Raw genomic sequence first — 21,927 nt, 5'->3', positions numbered from 1 at the left:
GACGGGTATGCCGCGATCATAGGGCCTGCCTTGACTGCCTGGCCTCACAGCTGGCGAGGTACAGCGCCTAACTGTTAGAGCAAGGCGCCCTAACACCGCCTTCAAGCAGGGAATTTCCTCCCGTGGGGTTATGGCCGAGCCGCTCGGACGCTACAGTCCAGCCCAGGAACTTAAGCGAAACGGCGGTGGAATGGACCCTACAAGCAGTCGCGTGGGCCCCGTGCAGCGGGCCTTTGAAACAATCAGCAGCATGCTTGCCAGTGGGGCCATACGGCCTGGCGAGCAAATGCCGTCCATTCGGCAATGGGCGGCGCGGCCTGGGTTGAGCTTCCATGGTGTGGTACGCGCCTATGAACGGCTGGAGGCCTTGGGGCTGGTGGTGGCCAATCCCGGGCGAGGGTATTTCGCGGCCTGCCCGGCACCCACTTCGGCTACCCCGTCTGCAGCGCCGCGAGCGCCCCAGGGTTGCGCCGAGCTGAGCCCGTTCTGGGCGATGTTTCATGCCCAGGGCGATGCGATGAAGCTCGGCTGTGGTTGGCTGCCCGCGCACTGGACCGACACGCGCTCCCTGGCCCGGGTTATTCGCCGCACTGCCAACTTCGCGCGCAGTTCGCTGGTCGAGTACGGCGACCCCGCCGGTTACCTGCCTTTGCGCGAGGCCTTGGCCAGGCACCTGGGCGCACGCCTTGGCTTGCCGGTGACACCCGCGAACATCGTCACCACCCTAGGGGCAACCCAGGCCCTGGACCTGCTGGTGCGGCTGCTTATCCGGCCTGGAGATCGGGTGCTGGTGGACGACCCTTGCAACAGCAACCTGATACGCCTGCTGCGGCTGTGTGGCGCGCGGTTACTGGGGGTGCCGCGGCGCGGCTGTGGCCCGGACATCGCCGTGGTCAACAAGCATTTGCAGGCAGGGCCAGTAAGGGCCTTTTTCATCAATGCGCGCTTGCACAACCCTACCGGCACCTCGGTTGGCGCCCCCCAAGCCTGCGCGCTGCTGAAACTGAGTGCCGAGCACCGGATGCTGATCGTGGAGGACGATGTATATGGAGACTTCTGTTCCGACGGTAGCCACCGCCTGGCTACGCTGGAAGGCCTGGCCAACGTGATTTACGTCGGTAGTTTCTCTAAAACCTTATCGGCGAATCTGCGGGTAGGGTACGTGGTTGCCCGGCCAGAATGGGTCGCCCGTGTCGCCGACTTGAAACTCCTCACCTGTGTCGCGGTGCCTAGCTTCTGCGAGCGGTTTCTCAAGGCAATCCTTGCCGACGGCAGCTACGAGCGGCATTTGCGACAGGTGCGGCGACGCCTGCAAACAGCTCAGGCCGATGCCCAGCGCACCCTTGGCGGCTGGGGCTGGGAGTTGTTCCATAAGCCAGGGGAGGGGATGTTTCTCTGGGTAAGGCACCCGCGGCTGACTCACACCCGTGGGTTTATCGAAGCGGCGGCCCAGCGCCAGGTGTTGCTGGCTCCCGGTCGGCTATTTAGCGCAAGTGACCAGGAAACCCCCTGGCTACGCATCAATGTGGCGCACTTCGAACCTGATCGTGCGCGCCCGGTATTCAGTACGGTCGAGGGGTGTTCGTCGTAATCCTCCGCTAAAGGCGCGGGCCTGGTTTAACCTTCCTTACACATCGCAGGCCTTGTGCCTCGAACCGTGGTGGAGGTGGCAATGGACCAGACGCAGGCCAATGAGGCGCTGCTGGCGCTTTATCGACGCTTGGCCGATCAGCCGGTGTTGGCCCTGACGGGCGCGGGTATCAGTACGGCATCCGGCATTCCGGACTATCGGGACAGCGAAGGGGTACGCCGGGGTAACGCCCCCATGATGCATCAGGAGTTCGTCAACGCCCTCACTGCCCGCAAGCGCTACTGGGCCCGTGCCATGGTGGGCTGGCGAGGGGTGGAAGCAGCGCGGCCAAACCCTGCCCATGACGCTCTGGCCCGGCTTCAAGGCGCAGGGCGGGTACTGGCGCTGGTCACCCAGAACGTGGACGGCTTGCATGAGCAGGCAGGCAGCGCGGGCGTGATAGAACTACACGGCAACCTTCACCGGGTGGTGTGCCTGGACTGCAATCACAGGCTGCGCCGGGAGGCCATGCAAATGGCGCTGGAGGCCGAAAACCCCTCGTTGCAGGACGTTCGCGCGGTGCTGGCGCCTGACGGCGATGCCCACCTGGCCGCGGCTTTTCTCGAGGCCTTCAACTTGCCCCTGTGCCCGGCCTGCGGTGGTAATCGGCTTAAGCCCGACGTGGTGTTCTTCGGCGATGGCGTAGCGGCCCCAACCGCCCATGCCGCCTGGCAGGCAGCGCAGCGGGCCGGGGCCATGCTGATCGTTGGCTCATCGTTGATGGCGTACTCGAGCTACCGGTTGTGCCAGGAAATGTCACGCCAAGGCAAGCCCCTGTTTGCGATCAATCTGGGACGCACCCGCGCCGACGCGCTGCTGTCTCTGAAGGTACAGGTGCCTTGCGAAACGGCCTTGCCCTGGCTATGCGATCAGCTCTGCGCCACGTGAGGCCGCCTGAGCCCTGATTCAGGCTCTGGCGGAATGATGCCATCCTTCATACCCAGCAATACCGCGACTTTATGGGCCTCCCCCCGGCGGCCCTTTTTGCGCCCCGAGAGCACCTGATACGTGGTCGCGGCATCGACCCCGTGCTCCCGAGCGAATTGTTGTACCGATTTCCCCTGACGATCCAGCCAAGCTCTTGCTTGTGCGGCAGTCCGTATACCGTGCATAGTTCAAGTCCGTTTCGTATGATTTCGAAGTGTTGGATTCCACACCCTTTTGGGTGTTTCGGAAAGGATTATACATTCAAATGACTGCAATTGGACCCCGCATCCGCGAGGAGCGTGAACGTCTGAAGCTTACCCAGCGGGCTTTTGGCGAAATCGGCGGCGTAGAGCCCAATGCCCAAGGCAAATACGAAAGTGGCGAGCGCTGGCCCAAAGCCGACTACCTGGCTGCCGTGGCCCGAGAAGGGGTGGACGTGCTGTACATTCTGACCGGCCAACGTGCCGCCGAGCCGGCTGACCGCCTGGAGCAGGACGAAGCCCGGCTACTGGCGTGCTACCGCCGCATGCCCACGCCGGCCCGGCAGGCCCTTGGCGGGATGGCCGATGCCGTAGCGGCCTTGGTGCCCTCCAAAGACGATGGTAAGCGTCGCCCCTGAAAGTCAAGTGCGCCCCATTACGTTTAGGCCTAGGTACCGGGCATGGACTTTGTTAATGTACCCTTCTGAATGTAAAGCGTAACGAGAGGTGTCTGCTTGATTAGGGTGCTGGTGGTCGACGATCACGATCTGGTACGCACAGGCATTACTCGAATGCTGTCCGATATCGACGGGTTCAAAGTGGTGGGCCAGGCCGAGTCCGGGGAAGAAGCGCTCAAGGCGGCGCGGGATCTTCGGCCGGACGTTGTACTGATGGATGTGAAAATGCCCGGTATCGGCGGCTTGGAAGCGACTCGCAAGATGCTGCGCAGCCATCCAGACGTCAAGGTGGTGGTCGTGACTGTGTGCGAGGAAGATCCGTTCCCCACACGCCTGTTGCAAGCCGGTGCCGCGGGTTACCTCACCAAGGGCGCCGGCTTGACCGAGATGGTCCAGGCCATTCGCTTGGTCTTCGCCGGCCAACGCTATATCAGCCCACAAATTGCCCAGCAGTTGGCGCTCAAGTCGTTTCAGCCGCAAACCACCGCTTCGCCCTTCGATTTGCTCTCCGAACGGGAAATACAGATCGCCCTGATGATCGTGGGTTGTCAAAAAGTGCAGAACATCTCCGACCGGTTGTGTCTATCACCTAAGACGGTCAATACCTACCGGTATCGCATCTTCGAAAAGCTCTCTATTACCAGCGATGTCGAGTTGACCTTGCTGGCCGTTCGCCACGGCATGGTTGACGCTAACGCGTAAAAAATGACTCAGATTTTTGATCCGGCGGCCTTTCTGGCCGCCTGCAGTGGCCGCCCTGGCGTTTATCGCATGTTCGATGAAAGCGGGCGGCTTTTGTATGTGGGTAAAGCCCGCAACCTGAAAAAACGCCTGGCCAGTTATTTCCGCAAAACCGGGCTGGCGCCGAAAACCGCTGCTCTGGTGGGGCACATTGCCCAAGTGGAAACCACCATCACGGCCAATGAAACCGAAGCGCTGCTACTTGAGCAGACCCTGATCAAGGAGTGGCGGCCGCCCTACAACATTCTGCTGCGCGACGATAAGTCCTACCCCTACGTGTACCTGTCAGACGCCGAGTTTCCCCGGCTGAGCATTCACCGAGGGGCAAAGAAGGGCAAGGGGCGGTATTTTGGGCCCTACCCAAGCGCTGGGGCAATTCGCGAAAGCTTGAGCCTTCTGCAGAAAACCTTCCAGGTGCGCCAGTGCGAGGACAGCTACTTCAAGAACCGTAACCGGCCCTGCCTGCAATACCAGATCAAACGCTGCAAGGCCCCTTGCGTTCGCGCCGTGGAAGCGCCGGAATATGCCGAGGACGTGCGCCACTCCATCATGTTCCTGGAAGGGCGCAGTCATCAGCTCACCAACGAGCTGTCCCAGACAATGGAACAGGCGGCGATGAACCTGGACTTCGAAAAGGCCGCCGGACTGCGCGACCAGGTTGCCGTGCTCCGGCGCGTTCAGGATCAACAGAGCATGGAAGGCGGTACCGGCGACGTGGACGTCGTCGCGGCCTTCGTGAACCCAGGTGGCGCCTGCGTGCACCTGATCAGCGTGCGCGGCGGGCGGGTGCTGGGTAGCAAGAACTTCTTCCCCCAGGTGGGGATCGAGGAAGCGTTGGAGGAGGTGATGTCTGCCTTCCTGTCCCAGTACTACCTGGGCAGTTCCGAGCGTGAATTACCCACGGAGATCATCGTCAATACCGTGCCTGAAGACATCGAAGCCTTGGTAGAAGCGCTGGCAACCTTGCGCGGCAAGGAATTGGCCATCAGCCATCGCGTACGGGGCACCCGCGCTCGCTGGCAACAACTGGCGGTGACCAACGCCGAGCAGGCCTTGGCCGCGCGCTTGGCCAATCGCCAGCATGTGGCCGCCCGGTTCGACGCGCTGGCTGAGGTACTGCACCTGGACGAACCCCCCCAGCGCCTGGAGTGTTACGACATCAGCCACTCAAGCGGGGAGGCCACTGTCGCCTCCTGCGTGGTATTCGGGCCGGAAGGACCGATCAAATCCGATTACCGCCGCTATAACATCGAGGGCGTGACCGCTGGCGACGACTATGCCGCCATGCACCAGGCGCTGACCCGGCGCTTCGGCAAGCTCAAGACTGGCGAAGGCAAGCTGCCCGACGTGCTGCTGGTAGACGGCGGCAAGGGCCAGCTCAATATGGCTCGGGAAGTGTTGGAAACCCTGGCAGTGCCGGAGTTGATCCTGATTGGCGTGGCCAAGGGCGTGACTCGCAAGGCCGGCTTTGAAACCCTGTACCTCAATGATGCGGCCCACGAGTTCACCCTTAAGGCGGACTCGCCTGCCTTGCACTTGATCCAGCAAATCCGCGACGAGGCCCACCGTTTTGCTATTACCGGGCATCGGGCGCGGCGCGGCAAGGCGCGCAACACCTCTACCTTGGAAGGCATCGACGGGGTAGGGCCCAAGCGCCGACGGGACCTGCTCAAACACTTTGGCGGGTTGCAAGAATTGACTCGGGCCAGCGTGGATGAAATCGCCAAAGCACCCGGAATAAGCAAAAAGCTGGCCGAGTTGATTTATGCCAACCTGCACAGCGAGTAGAATGGCCCTTCAACCCGTTGCCAGACGTGCCGATGAATATTCCTAATATCCTTACCGTGTTGCGCGTCGCGCTGATTCCCATTTTTATTTTGCTGTTCTATCTTCCTTATCACTGGAGCTATCTGGCCGCCAGCAGTGTGTTTGCCGTGGCGGCCGCCACCGACTGGCTCGATGGCTACCTGGCCCGCAAGCTCGAACAAAGCACCCCCTTTGGCGCCTTTCTCGACCCGGTGGCAGACAAGCTCATGGTGGCCGTGGCGCTGGTGCTGCTAGTGCAGGCTCATGCCAATATCTGGCTCACCTTGCCGGCGGCGGTGATCATAGGCCGGGAGATTGTGGTCTCTGCCCTGCGCGAATGGATGGCCGAGCTGGGCGCCCGGGCACAGGTGGCCGTGTCCAGCCTGGGCAAGTGGAAAACCGCCGCGCAAATGGTCGCCTTGATCATCCTGTTGGGCAACCCGCCAGCCCTTACCCTTATTGTACTGACAGGCTATGGCCTGCTGCTGGTGGCCGCCGCGCTTACCCTCTGGTCCATGGTCAATTATCTGCGCGCGGCATTGCCTCACTTGAGTACAGATGTTAAAAAATAAAAGTATTTTTGAATCAAAGGCTTGACGGGCCATGCCGATTCGATAGAATGGCGCCCGTCAACACGACGCGGGAATAGCTCAGTTGGTAGAGCACGACCTTGCCAAGGTCGGGGTCGCGAGTTCGAGTCTCGTTTCCCGCTCCAGTTTTAATACCTTGCGGTGTATAGCAGGGTATTTTGAGGCCGAGTAGCAAAGTGGTTATGCTGCGGATTGCAAATCCGCCTACGCCGGTTCGATTCCGACCTCGGCCTCCATTATTGAAGCCCCGCAGATCCTAGGTCTGCGGGGCTTTTCTTATTAAAGTCTCGAAAGCATCCCGAATGGTTTTTCGGCTGAGTTTCGAAACTTCTCACCTCGATGGTTTCACGGTTACACCCACGTGATGGTAACCGCGCTCGGTCGCTCTTTGTGATGCTTCAGTAACGAGCTTGCCTACAACAGGCTAGTGCTTTCCTAAGTTGGTAGCGATAGCAGCAGCGGCTGACCTTGAAGGCCATACACGCCAGCTTGATGCCGATTTTTCCGGAACGTACAGCCTGTTGCGCCATCTCTCGCCGTCGAGATGGCTTTACCACTTTTTTGCCATCGCTTCCTGGATGATTTCGGCTTTGAGGCGCGCCACTTGTAGAAGGTAGCCGAGCTGATGCCGTGCTCATGACACAGCTCTGGCACTGGGCTTCCAGCCTCGGCTTGCTTGAGGATGGCAATGATTTGGCTGTCTGAAAAACGTGATGTCTTCACGCAGAATTTCCTTGATCCGATTAGGAGAAAATTCTACTTTCGGCGAGTACTTTTTTCAGGGGGGATTACCGTTGCCGTCAGCAAGCCGCTGGCTCGCCCTCTACCGAGTGCTCAAGGCGCAACCTGTTTCACAGGACGAATCAGAATTTCCTGTACCAACACCCGGGGCGCTTGTGCAAAGGCATAGACCAGGGCCTGCGCCACATCTATGGGTTCGAGAGCATCAAGGCTCTGCCGGCGTTCGCTCGAATCGATGTTATGCCCAAACTCGGTCCAGACAGCGCCCGGTTCGATGACGGAGACACGAATTCCCTGGGGGGCAAGCTCCTTGCGCAACGTATCGTGGAAGCCAACGACAGCGAACTTAGTTGCGCAATACACTGACCAGCCCGCTACGCCATGCCGGCCGCCCACACTGGAAACCGACGAGATCATTGCGCCAGGTCGCCCCTGCATCAAAGGGATAGCCGCTTGCGTGCAATGTAATAAACCGAAGAGGTTAGTGTTGATTTGGGTAGCCCAGTCTTCGGTTTTGCTGCCCATGAATTCCCCATAAATGCCCAGACCGGCATTATTGAACAGCAGGTCAAGACCACCATGGCGCGTTTTCACCCGCTCAAAGAGATCAGCGACTTGGAGCGCATCGGTTACGTCCATCTGAACCGCTGTTGCCAGGGGGCCCAATTCTTTAGCCAGAGCGGTTATCCGCTCGATACGTCGTGCTGCCAGTACAACGTTGACGCCTTCCTCTACCAGCAGCCGAGCCGCCGCTTCGCCGATCCCGCTGGATGCGCCGGTGATCACGGCGACTTTGCCTTGCAGATTTTGTAGCTGCATCAGACGCTCCTTGGTCAGGTTTCGAATCTCGGTTTCATGACTAAACGCACACGTAAGGCAGCATAGTCTTTTCCCTATTTCTCAGCGAGGTAGCTGGTCACCTGGGTAAAATGCTTAATTTTCCCCTTAGCCACGGAAAGGCCTTTTACAGGACCCCCGTCTTCGTAAGACCCATAGGGGGGTTGCGGGATCAACCTGTGCGGAATCTCTACCTGGAGGGTTGCGTACTCGACAACGGCTTTGTCAGGAAATCTCCGGCTTTATGCACTGAACGCTACAGCGCTCCGCAGAGCGTTGAGCCGCGCCGGCGCCAGTACCCCGCTCGCGATTTCACTAAAACGCAGCTAAATCATAAAGATTCTCATTTCTCTCTCGTCTTATTGGCAATCAAGCAAAAGGCGGCAGTGGAAAGCCTTTTGCCGTTCCCTTTACTGGCGACAAAAGAGAGCGCTTTATGGCATTCGATCGCGACGATGCGGTGTACAAGGTACTGGTCAATGATCAAGAGCAGTATTCCCTCTGGCCTGACTATAAAACGGTGCCCGCTGGCTGGCGGGAAACCGGTACCCAGGGCGATAAGGCGCAGTGCCTTGCCTATGTAGAGCAGGTATGGACAGACATGCGCCCCTTGAGCCTGCGCCAGCAGATGGATAGCCAGGCAGGGGTAGAGTAAGCCATGCAGCCTGAGGCGTTGCGATTGTTCTGCCTGCCTTATTCAGGGGCCAGCGCCATGGTGTATTCGCGCTGGCGCCGCACCTTGCCGGCCTGGCTCGACCTGTGCCCCTTGGAACTGCCCGGCCGGGGCCGGCGCTTCAACGAGCCGCTGCAAACGGATATACCGGCCCTGGCGGCACAGCTGGCCACCGAGCTGAGCGGGCAGCTTGACCGGCCGTTCGCACTGTTCGGCCACAGCCTGGGTGCCCTGGTAGCCTTCGAGCTGGCTCACGCCTTGCGCTGCCAGGGTGCGCCTGGCGCCCGTGCGCTGTTGGTGTCCGGGGCGCCGGCGCCTTCGCAGCGTCAGTACCACACCGAGCTGCAAACCGCGCAAAGCGACGCGCAACTGCTGGCCCGTTTACGTCAGTTGGGCGGCACCCAGGACGCCGTGTTCGCGGACGCTGAAATGCTCCAACTGACGTTGCCGATCGTGCGGGCGGATTTCCTTATGTGCGGCCGCTATCGCTATGACCGCCGTGCCTGCCTTCAAAGCCCTATCCATGTGTTCGGCGGTAGGCGGGATCGCGTGTCGGTGGAAGCCTTGTCGGCCTGGCAGGACGAAACCCGTGCGGGCTTCTCCCTCGATATGTTCGACGGGGACCATTTCTTTATCAATGACCATGAACCGCACCTGCTCGCACGGATCGTCGAGCACCTGCAGCCGGTCGGGTCAATGCAGCCGGTCACGGCTTGAGCGGAGGATGCGCGATGGGCTCCAGTGAGCTGTTTACCTTTGAAACCCTGCCCGGGGTACGCGGTGATCTGCCGCTGTTGGTGCAGGCCCGGGCCGAGGGTATCGACCTGCAGGACGCACTGGCCGAGTTGCGTCTGCTAAGCGCGGAGCGCCTGGAACGCTGCGGCGGGCTGTTGCTGCGAGGGTTTGAGGTCGGGGGCGCCGAGCGCTTTCGGGCATTTGCCGCGGGCTTTGGTCATCCGTTGCTTAATTATGAGTTTGGCTCCACGCCCCGCAGCAATGTAACCGCGGGTGTATACACCTCCACCGAGTACCCCGCCCACCAGCACATTCCCTTGCATAACGAGCAGGCCTACACCCGCGAGTGGCCGATGAAGATCTGGTTCTATTGCGTGCAGGCGGCCCAGGTGGGCGGTGAAACGCCCATTGCCGACAGCCGGGAAGTGTACCGCCGCATGCCAGTGGCGATCCGTGAACGCTTTGCCGAGCGCGGGCTGATGTACGTGCGCAACTTCGGTAATGGCCTGGACGTGGCCTGGGAGCAGGTCTTCAACACCGAGGACCCGCGGCAGGTGGAAGCCTACTGCCGTCAGCGCGGGATCGACTGCCAATGGAAAGAGGATGGTGAGCTACGCACCCGCGAGCGGTGCCAGTCGGTGGCCCAGCACCCTCGCACGGCCGAGTGGGTCTGGTTCAACCAGGCGCATTTGTTCCATGTTTCCAACCTGCCGATGGAAGTGCGCGACAGCCTGCTGGAGGTCGTGGACGAAGAGGATCTGCCACGCAACGTCTATTACGGCGACGGCAGCCCTATCGAAAGCGGGCTGCTGGATGAGGTACGGGACGTGCTGGCGCAAACCAAAGTGGTGTTCCCTTGGTACAGCGGTGATGTGCTGATGCTGGACAACATGCTCGCCGCTCACGCCCGTGAACCCTTCAGTGGGCCACGCAAGGTCGTGGTGGCCATGGCCGAGGGTTATCAGCCCCTTTAGCGTCGCCCGCCTCTGATTGCCACTGCCCGGCCGGTGCCAGCGGTGTAGCCACTTTTTTCTTTATTTCGAACTGCCCGCCGGGCGCGCTGCTGCCCGACGCCATACAGGTGATGCCATGAACGACCCCTACGAAGCCGCCAACCTGGTTGAGGTGTTGCAACTGCGTGCGCGCCAAGCGCCCGACAAGATTGCCTTGCGCTTCATTGCCGAAGGTGTCGACCAGCCCATGAGCTACGCAACCCTCGATACCCGCGCTCGCGCCCTCGCGGTACAGATGCGTGCCCAGGCCAGCGAGGGGGACCGGGCCGTGCTGTTGCTGCCCAGCGGCCCGGATTACATCACGGCGTTCTTCGCCTGCCTGTATGCCAACATCATCGCCGTGCCGGCCTACCCGCCGGAATCGGTACGCCCGCAACACCTGACGCGCCTGAAGGCCATCCTCGAAGACGCCGAACCCAGCCTGGTATTGACCGACGCTAGCCTCATCGAAGCGCTGCGCCCCGGTTGCGCGCGTAGCCAAGGTGAGTCGCCAGTGCTGCTGGCCGTTGACCAGGTAGCGCAAACGCTGGCCGAGCAATGGCAGATGCCGGCTCTCCAGGGCCATGACATTGCGTTCTTGCAGTACACCTCCGGGTCAACCGCCACCCCCAAGGGCGTGCAGGTCACCCAAGCCAATCTGCTGGCCAACGAGCGGCTGATTCGCCAGGGGTTGTCCATCACCGATGACGACATCATGGTCAGTTGGCTGCCGCTGTTCCATGACATGGGGCTGATCGGCGGGCTGTTGCAACCGATCTACAGCGGCATTCCCTGCATCTTGATGTCGCCGCGCTACTTCCTCGAACGGCCACAGCGCTGGTTGGAAGCCATCAGCACCTACCGCGCGACTATCAGCGGCGGCCCGGACTTCGCCTACCGGCTGTGTTGCGAGCGGATGAAGGCATCGGCCACCGAGCACCTTGACCTGAGCCGCTGGCGCTTGGCCTATTCGGGCTCCGAGCCGATCCGCCCCGACACGCTAGAACGGTTCGCCCGCCAATTCGCTCAGGCCGGTTTCGACGAGCGCGCCTGGTTCGCCAGCTACGGGTTGGCCGAAGCCACGCTGTTCGTCAGCGGCAGCCGCCGGGGTGAAGGCATTGCTCAGTTAAGTGTGGACACTCACGCCCTGGCTGAAAATGAAGGGCGGCCGGGGGAAGGTAGCCACGTGGTCAGCTGCGGCTGGGCTCAACCCGACCACCCGGTGATCCTGGTGGACCCGGCCACCACGGAACCGGTGCCCGAGGGCCGGGTAGGAGAAATCTGGAGCAGCGGCCCTAGCGTGGCCAGCGGCTACTGGCGTAATGCCGAGGCGACCGCCAACAGCTTTATCGAACGCGATGGCCGTGTGTGGCTGCGTACGGGGGACCTAGGCTTTGTGCGCGAAGGAGAGTTGTTTATCACCGGGCGCTTGAAGGACATGATCATCATCCGCGGCCAGAACCTGTACCCCCAGGACCTGGAACGGTGTGTCGAAGAAGAGGTGGATGTAGTACGCAAAGGCCGGGTGGCGGCCTTTGCCGTGGAGCACGATGGCTGCGAAGGCATTGGCATCGCCGCCGAGATCAGCCGTAGCGTGCGCAAGCTGGTGTCGGCCCAGGCCCTGATTGACGCCATCAGCGCAGCGGTGGCGGAGCGGTTCCAGGAAGCCCCCGCGTTGATCGCGTTGCTGGAGCCTGGCGCACTGCCAAAGACGTCCAGTGGCAAGCTGCAGCGCTCCGCCTGCCGCCAGGGGCTGGCCGATGGCAGCGTGGCCAGTTACGCCGTGCAGGCCGGTGGCCAGGCGCTGGCCGAAGCGTCGATCAGCCCTATGCCCCTGACGGCGGGCGAGCAGAAAATGGCCAACCTCTGGGCGCAGGTACTGGAACAACCCGTAGCGTTAAAGGAGGCGAATTTCTTTGCCCTGGGTGGCAACTCCATCAAGGCCATGCAACTGCTGGCGCGCGTGCGTGAGCAGGAGGGGCGGGTTGTCGAGCCGCGGCTGTTGTTTGAAGCCCCGCAACTAGCCGAATTCACTGCGGCTGTTGAGCGCCTACCGCAGCACGCCGAGCCTACTTTGCCGCTATCCGAACCCCAAGGCCCGCTGCGGCTCTCGGCGGCCCAGCGGCGGCTGTGGTTCCTGTGGAAGCTCGAACCGCTCAGCGCCCTGTACAACATTGGCGGCCGGCTGCGCTTAAATGGCGCGCTGGCCCCGGAAGGCGTTCAGCAGGCCTTCACCACGCTGCTGCGGCGTCATGAAGTGTTGCGTAGCCAGTTCACCGAGCTGGCGGAGGGTCAGGTGCAGGTGCGCCATGGGCCAGCGGGCCCGGTGCCGCTGACCGAAGTGGACCTGAGCACCCTTGGCCAGCAGGCCATGGAGCGCGAAGCCAGCGCCGATGCCGAGCGCTTTATGGCGCAGCCCTTCGACCTTAACGCAGGGCCACTGCTGCGGCTGAGGCTTCAGCGGCTGACCGAGGGCCGTGCTCAATTGCTGTTGTGCGTGCACCACATCGTGGCCGATGGCTGGTCGCTGGCCCTGCTGCTCAGGGAATTTACCGCCTGTTACGTGGCCTGGATGGCCGGTCGGGAGGCTGAGTTGGCGCCTCTGGCGCACCGCTACAACGAGGTCACCGATGCTCAGCACCAGGCCCTGCCGCCAGGGGAGGGCGAGCGTCAGCTACAGTGGTGGAAGGCCCGCCTGGGCACCCACCATGTGCCGCTGGAGCTGCCCTTCGCGCAACCGTGGCAGCCTGAACGCAGCCGCCGCGCGGCGTTCGTGGAGGCGCCGTTGGGGGCAGAACTCAGCGCGCAAGTTCGGCGGTTGGCGCTGGACCATGGCGTGACCCCTGCCATGCTTTTACTGGCGGCCTTCAACCTGTTGCTGCAGCGCTATACCGCCACCCACGACCTGCGTGTGGGCCTGACCCATGCCGGGCGCGACAGCCTGGGCAGCCAGGCGCTGGTAGGGTTCTTCGTTAACCTGCTGGTGCTGCGTTGCGAACTGCCCGCGGGGCAAACGCTGGCCGCCTTGCTGGCCCAGGTACGCGACAGCTTGTTGCAAGCGCAGGCCCATCAGGCGGTGCCCTTCGAGCAATTGGTGGAAGTGCTGCAACCCCAACGCGGCGACGGCCACCACCCCTTGTGCCAGGTGGCCTTCGATTATCAGGTGCAACCTGCCCTGGAGCCGCTGGGCGGGTTGCAGGTCGAGGCAATGGCGCAGCTCGACCTACACACCCCGTTCGAGCTGGTGCTGCGGGTGCGGGAACGCCCGGACGGCCTGCGGCTTAGCTTCTGCTACCCCGGTGAAGGCTATGCCGAGGGCGGCATGCGGCGCCTGGTCGATAACTTCCGGCGTTTGTTGCAGGCAATGGTACGGCTGCCAGCCAATGAACCGGTGCCGGCCTCGGCATGGCTGCCGGAGGGCGAATGGCGCGAAACCAGCGCACTGCCCGTGCTGCCCTTCACCCCCTTGAGCGAGCGTATCGCCGAGCGCTGCACCGCCCTGGGCGAGCGGCCGGCGCTGATCGACCCACAGCGGCAACTGAGCTTTGCCGAGCTTGAGGCAGGGGCCAATCGCCTGGCCCATTACCTGATCGCTCAGGGTGTAGGCCCCGAAGTGCGCGTGGGGGTGGCCTTGCCACGGGGCGTGGGCATACCCCTGGCGTTGCTCGCGGTCATGAAGGCAGGCGGCGCCTACGTCCCCCTGGATGTCGACTATCCCGCCGAGCGGCTGGCGTGGTTGATGCAGGATGCCGGCATCGGCCTTACGCTGACCCACAGCAGCCTGTGCGAGCGCTTGCCCGCACACCCTAGCACTCGCCTGATCACAGTCGACACTTTGGACATGGCCCATGAATCGGCCGAACGCCCGGCTGTGCGCGTGCTAGCGGACAATCTGGCTTATGTGATCTACACCTCAGGCTCTACCGGCCAGCCCAAGGGCGTTGCCGTCGCCCAGGGCGAGATCGCCATGCACTGCCAGGCCATCGGCCAGCGCTATGGGATGAGCGAGGCTGATCGCGAGCTGATCTTTATGTCGTTCGCCTTCGATGGGGCCCACGAGCGCTGGTTGACCGCGCTGTCCCACGGCGCCAGCGTGCTGATTCGTGGTGACGATCTCTGGACCGCCGAGCAGGCCCTTGGGCAACTGCGCCAACACCGGGTGACCGTGGCCGCCTTCCCACCGGCGTACCTGCTGCAACTGGCTGAGCAGGCCGCCATTGAAGGCCCCGCGCCGAGCATGCGGATCTACTGTTTCGGGGGCGATGCGGTACCTGAGGCGAGTTTTGAGCTGGCGCGGCGGCACTTGCAGCCGGAGCATTTGATCAACGGCTACGGCCCCACTGAAACCGTGGTCACGCCGCTGTTGTGGAAAGCCGATGCCAGCGCCCACTGCGGCGCGGCCTATGCGCCCATTGGCCATGTGGTCGGAGCGCGCCGCCTGTATGTGCTCGACGATCACTTGCAGCCCTTGCCACGGGGTGTGGCGGGCGAGCTGTACATTGGCGGGCCGGGGTTGGCTCGTGGTTACCATCAGCGCGCGGCCTTGACCTGCGAACGCTTTGTCGCCGACCCCTTCGATGAGGCGGGCGGGCGCTTGTACCGTACCGGTGACCGTGTTCGTCGCCGTGAGGACAACGCCCTGGACTACCTGGGCAGGGTTGATCAGCAAGTGAAAATCCGCGGGTTCCGCATCGAGCCCGGCGAGGTCGAAGCGCACCTGCAAGCCATGCCCGATGTTCACGGGGCAGCGGTCTGCGCCCGTGAAACCGCCCAAGGCCTGCAATTGATAGGCTATGTGGTGGCCAGGCCGGGGCGGCAGCTAAACGCTGCAAGCCTCAAAGCGGCACTGCGCGAGCAGATGCCGGAGTACATGGTCCCTGCGCACGTGTTGCTGCTCGACCGGTTGCCGCTTAACCTCAACGGTAAGCTCGACCGCACTGCATTGCCGCTGCCAGCGCCCCAGCAGGCTGGCTTTGAAGCGCCCAAAGAGGGTATCGAGGCGCAAGTCGCGGCCATCTGGGCCGAAGTGCTTGGGGTGGCGCGGGTCGGCCGCCAGGATGACTTTTTCGAGCTGGGCGGGCACTCGCTGTTGGCCACGCAGGTGGTTTCGCGCATCAAGCGGGACCTTGGGCTGGACTGCCCCCTGCGCAATGTGTTCGAGGCTTCCGGGCTGGAACCTTTCGCCGAGCGCTTGGCCAGGTTACACCCGCCAGCGGTTGCGACCGGTGCAGGGCTACGGGCCCTGCCCCGCGAGGGTGTTCTGCCGCTGTCCGCGGCCCAAAGCCGCCTGTGGTTCTTCTGGCAGATGGAGCCAGACAGCGCCGCCTACAATGTACCAGGCGCCCTGCGCCTGCGTGGCCCGTTGAACCTGGCCGCGCTGCGTCATGCCTTCGATACGCTAGTGCAGCGTCACGAAACCTTGCGTACCCGCTTCGATGACACCGACGGGCACCCCTTCCAGGTGATCGACCCAGCGCGGCCCCTGCCATTGATGGAGTACGACCTTAGCAGCGTGGCCAACAATGAAGCGCAGGCGCGCCAGCTAGCCGCCACCGAGGCCTTGCAACCGTTCGACCTGCGCCAGGGGCCGTTGCTGCGCCTGACCCTGATCCGCCTGGCCTGCGACCACCATGTGTTGTTACTCACCCTGCACCACATGGTGTCAGATGGCTGGTCCATCCGCGTGCTGGTGGCCGAGTTCAGTGAGTTGTATAGCGCCTGTATCGACCAGCGCGACCCTGTACTGGCGCCGCTACCGGTGCAGTACGCAGACTATGCACAGTGGCAGCGCGAGCTATTGGCCGGCCCCGAGGGTGAGCGCCAGCTCGCCTGGTGGACAGCGCGCCTGGGCCATGACCACCGCGTGCTTGAGCTGTCCACTGACAGGCCCCGGCCACCGGTGCAAAGCTACCGGGGCGCCAGCCTGGGCTTCGAGCTAGACAGCGCTCAGGCCGCTCGGCTAAAGGCCTTGGCCCGGGCCAATGACGTCACCTTGTTCATGCTCCTGCTGGCCGCCTACGCCCTGTTGTTGCGCGGCTACAGTGGCCAACGCACGCTGCGCATCGCTGTGCCCGTTGCCAGCCGCCAGCAGCTGGAAACCGAGGGGCTGATCGGCTTTTTCGTCAACACCCAGGTCATGCCCTTTGAAATCGACGATAACGCCGATTTCACCCACCTGCTTGGGCAGGTTCGGCAATTGGCGCTCGGTGCCCAGGCCAACCAAGACCTGCCTTTCGAGCAGTTGGTGGAAGCCTTGCAACCCGAACGCTGCCTGGCCTACAACCCGCTGGTGCAAGTGAAGTTCAACTTCGGCTTCGATGTGAGCACCTTGCCCGATGCGGGCGACCTGCGCCTGGAGCTGTTCAGCGAGGAGCAGTACGGCGCCCGCTTCGACCTGGCGCTGGACATGGCCGAAGGGCCAGGCGGCGTGCTGCGGGGAAGCTTTGTGTACGCGACCGACCTGTTCGAGGCGGCAAGCGTGGCCGCCATGGCGCAGACCTTCGGCCAGTTGCTTGACCGGCTTTGCGCCGCTCCGGGCCGGGTACTGTCCCAGGTGCCCTTGGCAACGGAACACAACGCCGCACGGTTGCAGGGCGAGCAGCGGCAGTGGCCTTTCAACCATGTGCTAGGCGCGTTCGCAGCCCAGGTGGCATGCCGCCCGCATGCCGTTGCGGTTCACGCCTGGGATGCAATGCTGAGCTACGCACAGTTGGACGCCAGCAGCAATCGCCTGGCGCGCCGCCTGCGAGCCACCGGCATTGAACCAGGCGACGCGGTGGCGCTGTGTCAGCCCCGCAGCAGCCGGTGGGTGACCATGCTGATGGGCATCATGAAGGCCGGGGCTGCCTATGTGGCCTTGGACCCAACGCAGCCGTTGCCGCGCTTGAAGCGCATTGTCGAGCAGAGCAGTGCCCGCGCCGTACTGGTAGGGGATGCCATTTGGCAGGAGGCCTTCGGCGAGGCGGCGCTGCTGGTGGCGGCCGATAGCGAGGCAGGGCTCCTCGACAGCCCATTGCCGCTGGCTTCTGACCCGGCCCAGGCGGCCTACGTGGTCTTCACCTCTGGCTCCACCGGCCAGCCCAAGGGGGTAGTGGTCAGCCAGGGTGCGCTGGCTAACTATGCTCAGGGGGTTCAGGCCCGGCTGGGCCTGCGCCCTGGCCAGGGCATGGCCATGGTGTCCTCGGTGGCCGCGGACCTGGGCAATACCACGCTGTTCGGCGCGCTGGTGAGCGGGGCGCGCCTGTGCCTGGCCAGCCAGGATGACACAGCCGATGCCGAGGCTTTCGCGCGCTTTATGCAAGCCCATGAGGTGGACGTGCTGAAGATCGTCCCGGGGCATTTGAGTGGCCTGCTGGCTGCGCTGCCCGAGGCACGCTTGCTGCCCCGAGAGGTGCTGGTCGTGGGCGGCGAAGCCTGTGATCGGCAACTGGTGCGCCAGGTTCGTCAATTGGCGCCGGCGTGTCGAATCGTCAACCACTACGGGCCCAGCGAGGCGACGGTGGGTGTACTGACGTACGAGCTGGCGCCCGAGGCCGAGCTGCCCCCAACCACGCTGGCAATCGGTCGGCCTTTGCCCAACTGCCAGGTGCGGGTAGTCGACGACTATTGCAATGCGGTGCCGGTGGGGGTGCCAGGCGAGTTGTTGATCGGTGGGGCGGGGTTGGCCAGCGGCTACCTGGGCGAGCCAGGTTTGACCGCCGAGCGCTTTATCGAAATCGATGGCGAGCGGGTGTACCGCACAGGCGACCGTGTGCGCCTGCGTGCTGATGGCGCTGTTGAATTCCTTGGCCGCCTGGATGAGCAGGTCAAAATTCGCGGCTACCGGGTGGAGTTGGGGGAAATCACCCAGGCGTTGAAGGCGTTGCCGGGCGTGAGCGCCGCAGTGGTGCTGGCCGAAGGTGAGGCCGGCGGGCCGGTGCGGTTGCTGGCCTGGTGTGTGTGCGACGGGGGTACGGCTGACAGCTTGCGCCAGGCGTTGGCTGCGCAGGTGCCGGACTACATGGTGCCTGCCCAATTGACCCTGTTGCCCAGCTTGCCCCTGACCGCCAATGGCAAGGTAGACCGCAAGGCGCTGCCCCGTGGCCCGGCGGCGCCGGTTGCCCCTAGAACGCAACCTGAAATGAGCGAGCTGGAACGCCAACTGGCCGAGATCTGGCAGGCGGTGTTGAAGGTCAGCGCCGTTCGCCCAGAAGACAACTACTTCGAGCTGGGGGGCGATTCGATACTCAGCCTTCAGATTATTTCCCGCATCCGCAAGCTCGGCTACAAGCTTAGCCCCAAACAGTTGTTCGAGCGGCAAAGCGTGCGCGCGCTTGCCCAGTGGCTAGAGAGCCGTGCCCCGGCCACGCCAGCCGCAACACCAGCGGCGCCCGTCGCGGTCAGCGGCAGTTTGCCCTTGAGCCCGGTGCAGGCCCGGTTCTTCGAGCGGGTGAGCAGCGACCAGCGCAATCACTGGAACCAGGCGGTCATGCTGCGGCCCAAAGCCCCCTTGGACCTGGACGCCATGTTGCGCGCGCTGCATGCGTTGCTTGCCCAGCACGATAGCCTGCGTCTGCGGTTCGACACCCAGGCCAGCCCCGTGCGCCAGGCCTATGCCGAGCCAGGCGTACTGGACCTCACCCTGATGTGGCGGCGCCGAGCCCCAGACGTACAGGTGCTGGAGCGGCTGTGCGACGAGGCCCAGCGCAGCCTGAACCCAAGCGCTGGCCAGCTGTTGCGGGCTGTGCATGTTCACCTGGCCGATGGCAGCGAGCGCCTGCTGTTGGTTGTTCATCACCTGGCGGTGGACGGTGTGTCCTGGCGCATACTGTTAGAAGACCTAGAGCGCGCCTACCACAATCTGTGCGCCGGCCGTGCGGTGCCCGTGATGGCCAAGACCGACAGCTACCAGGCGTGGGCGTGGCGTCAACTGGCGTGGGCCGACAGCCCCCGGTTGCACGCCCAACTCGCCTATTGGCAAGCCCAGCTGCAGGACCCGCCAGCGCTGCCCCAGGCCCGCCCCGAGGCGCCCGCCACCTGGCGCCAGGCGGCACGCTCGGGCCTGAGTCTGGATGCCGAGACCACCCGCCAACTGCTGGGGCCAGCGCAGCAGGCGTACCGCACCCAGATCAACGATGTGCTGCTCACGGCCCTGGCCCGGGCGCTATGCAGCTGGGCCGGTAGCGAACACGCGCTGGTGGAGCTCGAAGGCCACGGCCGGGATGCCTTCGACGAGGCCGCGCCGTTGGACCTGAGCCGCAGCGTAGGGTGGTTCACCTGCCTCTACCCGGTGCGCCTGTCGCCCCAGGCAGACCTGGGTGCTTCGCTCAAGGCGATCAAAGAGCAGTTGCGTGGCGTGCCAAGCGCAGGCATCGGTTACGGTGTGCTGCGCTACCTCAGCCCCTTGGGCACGGCCCTGCACACCCTCACGCCACCACGGGTGACCTTCAATTACCTGGGGCAGTTCGACCAGCAATTCGCCGATTCAGCCTTTGTGGCCGCCAGTGAGTCGGTGGGCCGTACCCATGCCGACCATGCCCGGTTGGGCAACTGGCTGACGTTCAACGGTAAGGTACTCGGCGGCTGCCTGCGGCTTGAACTGCACTACAGCCAGGCGATGTTCGAAACCCAGGCCATCGATCAGCTGATGGGCCTGCTGTGGGAGGAACTGCAGGGGCTGGTTCAACATTGTTTACACGCGCAGCCCGCACTGACGCCCAGCGATTTCCCCTTGGCTGGCCTGGACCAACCTGCGCTGGACGCGCTGCCGGTGGCAGTGGCGCAGCTAGAAGACCTGTATCCCTTGGCGCCGATGCAACAGGGTATGTTATTCCATGCCTTGGACGGGCCAGGAACCGGGCTTTACGTCAACCAGTTGCGGGTGGACCTGGACAACCTGGACGAGGTGGCTTTCATCGCTGCTTGGCAGCGCGTGGTGATGCGCCACGCCACGCTGCGTAGCGGCTTTCTCACCGAAGGGCTGGAACAGCCACTGCAATTCGTGCTGCGTGAGGCCGAACTGCCCGTGGCCTGCGTGGATTGGCGTGAGGGCGGCCATGGCCCTGCCGCCCTCGACGCCCTGGCAGATAGCGAACGGCAACGCGGCTTCGATCTGGCGCGCCCGCCATTGCAGCGCCTGACCTTGGTACGCCTGGGGGAGCGGCGCTTCCACCTGCTGTGGACCTGCCATCACCTGCTGCTGGACGGCTGGAGCAGCGCGCGGCTGATCGGCGAGGTGCTGGCTGCCTACAACGGCGATATCTTGCCTGCCGTGGGCGGGCGCTATCGGGATTACATTGCCTGGCTGCAAGGCCAGGAGGCTGGCCTGGGCGAGCGCTTCTGGCGCGAACGCCTGGGCAGTTTCGAGGAGCCGACCCTGTTGGCCAACGCCTGCGCCGGCACCTATGCACCTGAACCTTTAAGGGAGGTGCGCAGCCGCTTTAGCGCTCCTGCCAGCCAGCGTTTGCAGCAGTTTGCGCAGCAGCAGCGGGTGACCCTCAACACGCTGTTGCAAGGTGCGTGGCTGGTGTTGCTGCAGCGTTACACCGGGCAGTCCCAGGTCGCCTTTGGCGCCACGGTGGCAGGGCGCCCGGCGGGCCTGCCGGGGGCTGAAGACATGCTTGGGCTGTTTATCAACACCTTGCCCATCATGTGGCAGCCCGCGCCGGCTCAGCCGGTAGGCGGCTGGTTACGCGAGTTGCAGGCCTACAACCTGGAGGTGCGCGAATTCGAGCACAGCCCGCTGTACGATATCCAGCGGTGGGCCGGCCGTGGCGGCCAGGCCCTGTTCGACAGCATTCTGGTGTTTGAAAACTTCCCCATGGATGCCGCCTTGACGCAAACCGGCCAAGGCACCCATGGCTTGCGCATCCTCGGCCATCAACCGGTGGATGCCACTCATTACGCGCTGACCCTGGTCGCCAGTGCAGGTGAGTGCCTGGAGGTACGTTACGGCTACCGGGCAGAGCGCTTTTGCGCCAGCCAGGTAGAGCGCCTGCGCGAGCACTTTGAGCACCTGCTGCTCGAACTGTGCCAAGGTGCCGAGCGGCTCCTGGCGCAGGTGCCGATGTTGGCGGCAGGCGAGCGTGAACAGTTGCTGCAAGGCTGGAACAACACTGCTACGGCTTTCCCGGATCACGTGCAGCTACAACAGCTGATCGAGCGCCAGGTTTCGGCTTCGCCTGATGCACTGGCCGTGCGCTTCGGTGAACACCAGTGGACCTACGCCCAGCTCAACGGCCGCGCCAACCAACTGGCCCGCTGGCTGCGCCAGCAGGGCGTAGGCCCGGACGTGCTGGTGGGGGTGTGCGCCGAGCGCTCCCTGGAGCTGGTAGTGGCCCTGTTGGCCGTGATCAAGGCCGGCGGTGCCTATGTGCCACTGGACCCTGATTACCCCCATGAGCGCCTGGAGCACATGCTGGTTGACAGCGGCGTAGGGTTGCTGCTGACCCAGCAGCACCTGGTGGCGCAACTGCCCCAGAGCACGGCGCGGCTGTTCTGCCTGGACAGCCAATGGCCCGAGCTGCAAGGGCTGGACGGCAACGACCTGCCGTCCCTGGGCAGCCCGCTGAACCTGGCCTACCTGATTTACACCTCAGGCTCCACTGGCAAGCCCAAGG

The 21,927-nt window shown here is 63.5% G+C and carries 12 protein-coding genes, 2 tRNA genes and 1 pseudogene; 12 read left to right on the top strand and 3 right to left on the bottom strand.

The window, feature by feature from the left end; translation table 11 throughout:
• Nucleotides 1-190: 190 nt before the first annotated feature.
• A complete protein-coding gene (locus ACWKV4_RS18165; protein WP_483833499.1) occupies nucleotides 191-1,591 on the top strand; it encodes an aminotransferase-like domain-containing protein in 1,401 nt (466 codons plus the stop codon).
• An 81-nt stretch (nucleotides 1,592-1,672) separates the two neighbouring features.
• Entirely contained in the window at nucleotides 1,673-2,518 is an 846-nt protein-coding gene (locus tag ACWKV4_RS18160; RefSeq protein ID WP_483833498.1) for an NAD-dependent protein deacetylase, read from the top strand.
• Here the strand turns inward: ACWKV4_RS18160 and ACWKV4_RS18155 are convergent.
• The gene (locus ACWKV4_RS18155) at nucleotides 2,500-2,742 is read right to left on the bottom strand and encodes a DNA-binding protein (protein ID WP_483833497.1); all 243 of its coding nucleotides are present in this window, start codon (nucleotides 2,740-2,742) and stop codon (nucleotides 2,500-2,502) included. The genes ACWKV4_RS18160 and ACWKV4_RS18155 overlap by 19 nt on opposite strands.
• Before the next feature lie 80 nt (nucleotides 2,743-2,822).
• Here ACWKV4_RS18155 and ACWKV4_RS18150 point away from each other — a divergent pair, with 80 nt between their 5' ends.
• From ACWKV4_RS18150 to ACWKV4_RS18125, 6 genes are all read left to right on the top strand, one after another.
• Nucleotides 2,823-3,176 carry a helix-turn-helix domain-containing protein gene (locus tag ACWKV4_RS18150; RefSeq protein WP_483833496.1) on the top strand — a complete coding sequence of 118 codons (354 nt, stop codon included), beginning with the start codon at nucleotides 2,823-2,825 and terminating at the stop codon, nucleotides 3,174-3,176.
• A gap of 96 nt (nucleotides 3,177-3,272) precedes the next feature.
• Entirely contained in the window at nucleotides 3,273-3,917 is a 645-nt protein-coding gene (gene gacA, locus ACWKV4_RS18145; protein WP_483833495.1) for a response regulator transcription factor GacA, read from the top strand.
• Between the two features lie 3 nt (nucleotides 3,918-3,920).
• Nucleotides 3,921-5,744: an excinuclease ABC subunit UvrC gene (gene uvrC, locus ACWKV4_RS18140; RefSeq protein ID WP_483833494.1), complete on the top strand. Its 1,824-nt coding sequence runs from the start codon at nucleotides 3,921-3,923 to the stop codon at nucleotides 5,742-5,744.
• A 32-nt stretch (nucleotides 5,745-5,776) separates the two neighbouring features.
• Nucleotides 5,777-6,334 (top strand): CDP-diacylglycerol--glycerol-3-phosphate 3-phosphatidyltransferase, encoded by a 558-nt coding sequence (gene pgsA, locus ACWKV4_RS18135; protein WP_483833493.1) that lies wholly within the window; start codon nucleotides 5,777-5,779, stop codon nucleotides 6,332-6,334.
• Nucleotides 6,335-6,401: 67 nt separating this feature from the next.
• Nucleotides 6,402-6,477: transfer RNA gene (locus ACWKV4_RS18130), tRNA-Gly, on the top strand.
• 37 nt (nucleotides 6,478-6,514) lie between these two features.
• Nucleotides 6,515-6,588: transfer RNA gene (locus ACWKV4_RS18125), tRNA-Cys, on the top strand.
• A gap of 204 nt (nucleotides 6,589-6,792) precedes the next feature.
• On the opposite strand, the pseudogene ACWKV4_RS18120 reads toward ACWKV4_RS18125, so the two are convergent.
• A pseudogene (locus ACWKV4_RS18120) lies at nucleotides 6,793-7,075 on the bottom strand (transposase); the annotation flags it as partial.
• Nucleotides 7,076-7,186: 111 nt separating this feature from the next.
• Entirely contained in the window at nucleotides 7,187-7,912 is a 726-nt protein-coding gene (locus tag ACWKV4_RS18115; RefSeq protein ID WP_483833492.1) for an SDR family oxidoreductase, read from the bottom strand.
• A 454-nt stretch (nucleotides 7,913-8,366) separates the two neighbouring features.
• Between ACWKV4_RS18115 and ACWKV4_RS18110 the strand changes: the two genes are divergently transcribed.
• The 4 genes from ACWKV4_RS18110 to ACWKV4_RS18095 form a co-directional block, all read left to right on the top strand.
• On the top strand, nucleotides 8,367-8,585 hold the full coding sequence (locus tag ACWKV4_RS18110) for an MbtH family protein (RefSeq protein ID WP_483833491.1): 219 nt from the start codon (nucleotides 8,367-8,369) through the stop codon (nucleotides 8,583-8,585).
• 3 nt (nucleotides 8,586-8,588) lie between these two features.
• Entirely contained in the window at nucleotides 8,589-9,320 is a 732-nt protein-coding gene (locus ACWKV4_RS18105; protein ID WP_483833490.1) for a thioesterase II family protein, read from the top strand.
• A gap of 14 nt (nucleotides 9,321-9,334) precedes the next feature.
• A complete protein-coding gene (locus tag ACWKV4_RS18100; RefSeq protein WP_483833489.1) occupies nucleotides 9,335-10,312 on the top strand; it encodes a TauD/TfdA family dioxygenase in 978 nt (325 codons plus the stop codon).
• A 115-nt stretch (nucleotides 10,313-10,427) separates the two neighbouring features.
• Nucleotides 10,428-21,927, top strand: an 11,500-nt coding sequence (locus ACWKV4_RS18095; RefSeq protein ID WP_483833488.1) for an amino acid adenylation domain-containing protein, incomplete at its 3' end; no start/stop codon positions are given.

The sequence above is a fragment of the Pseudomonas artemisiae genome, assembly GCF_057128685.1.
This window is presented reverse-complemented; position numbering and strand designations above follow the sequence as displayed.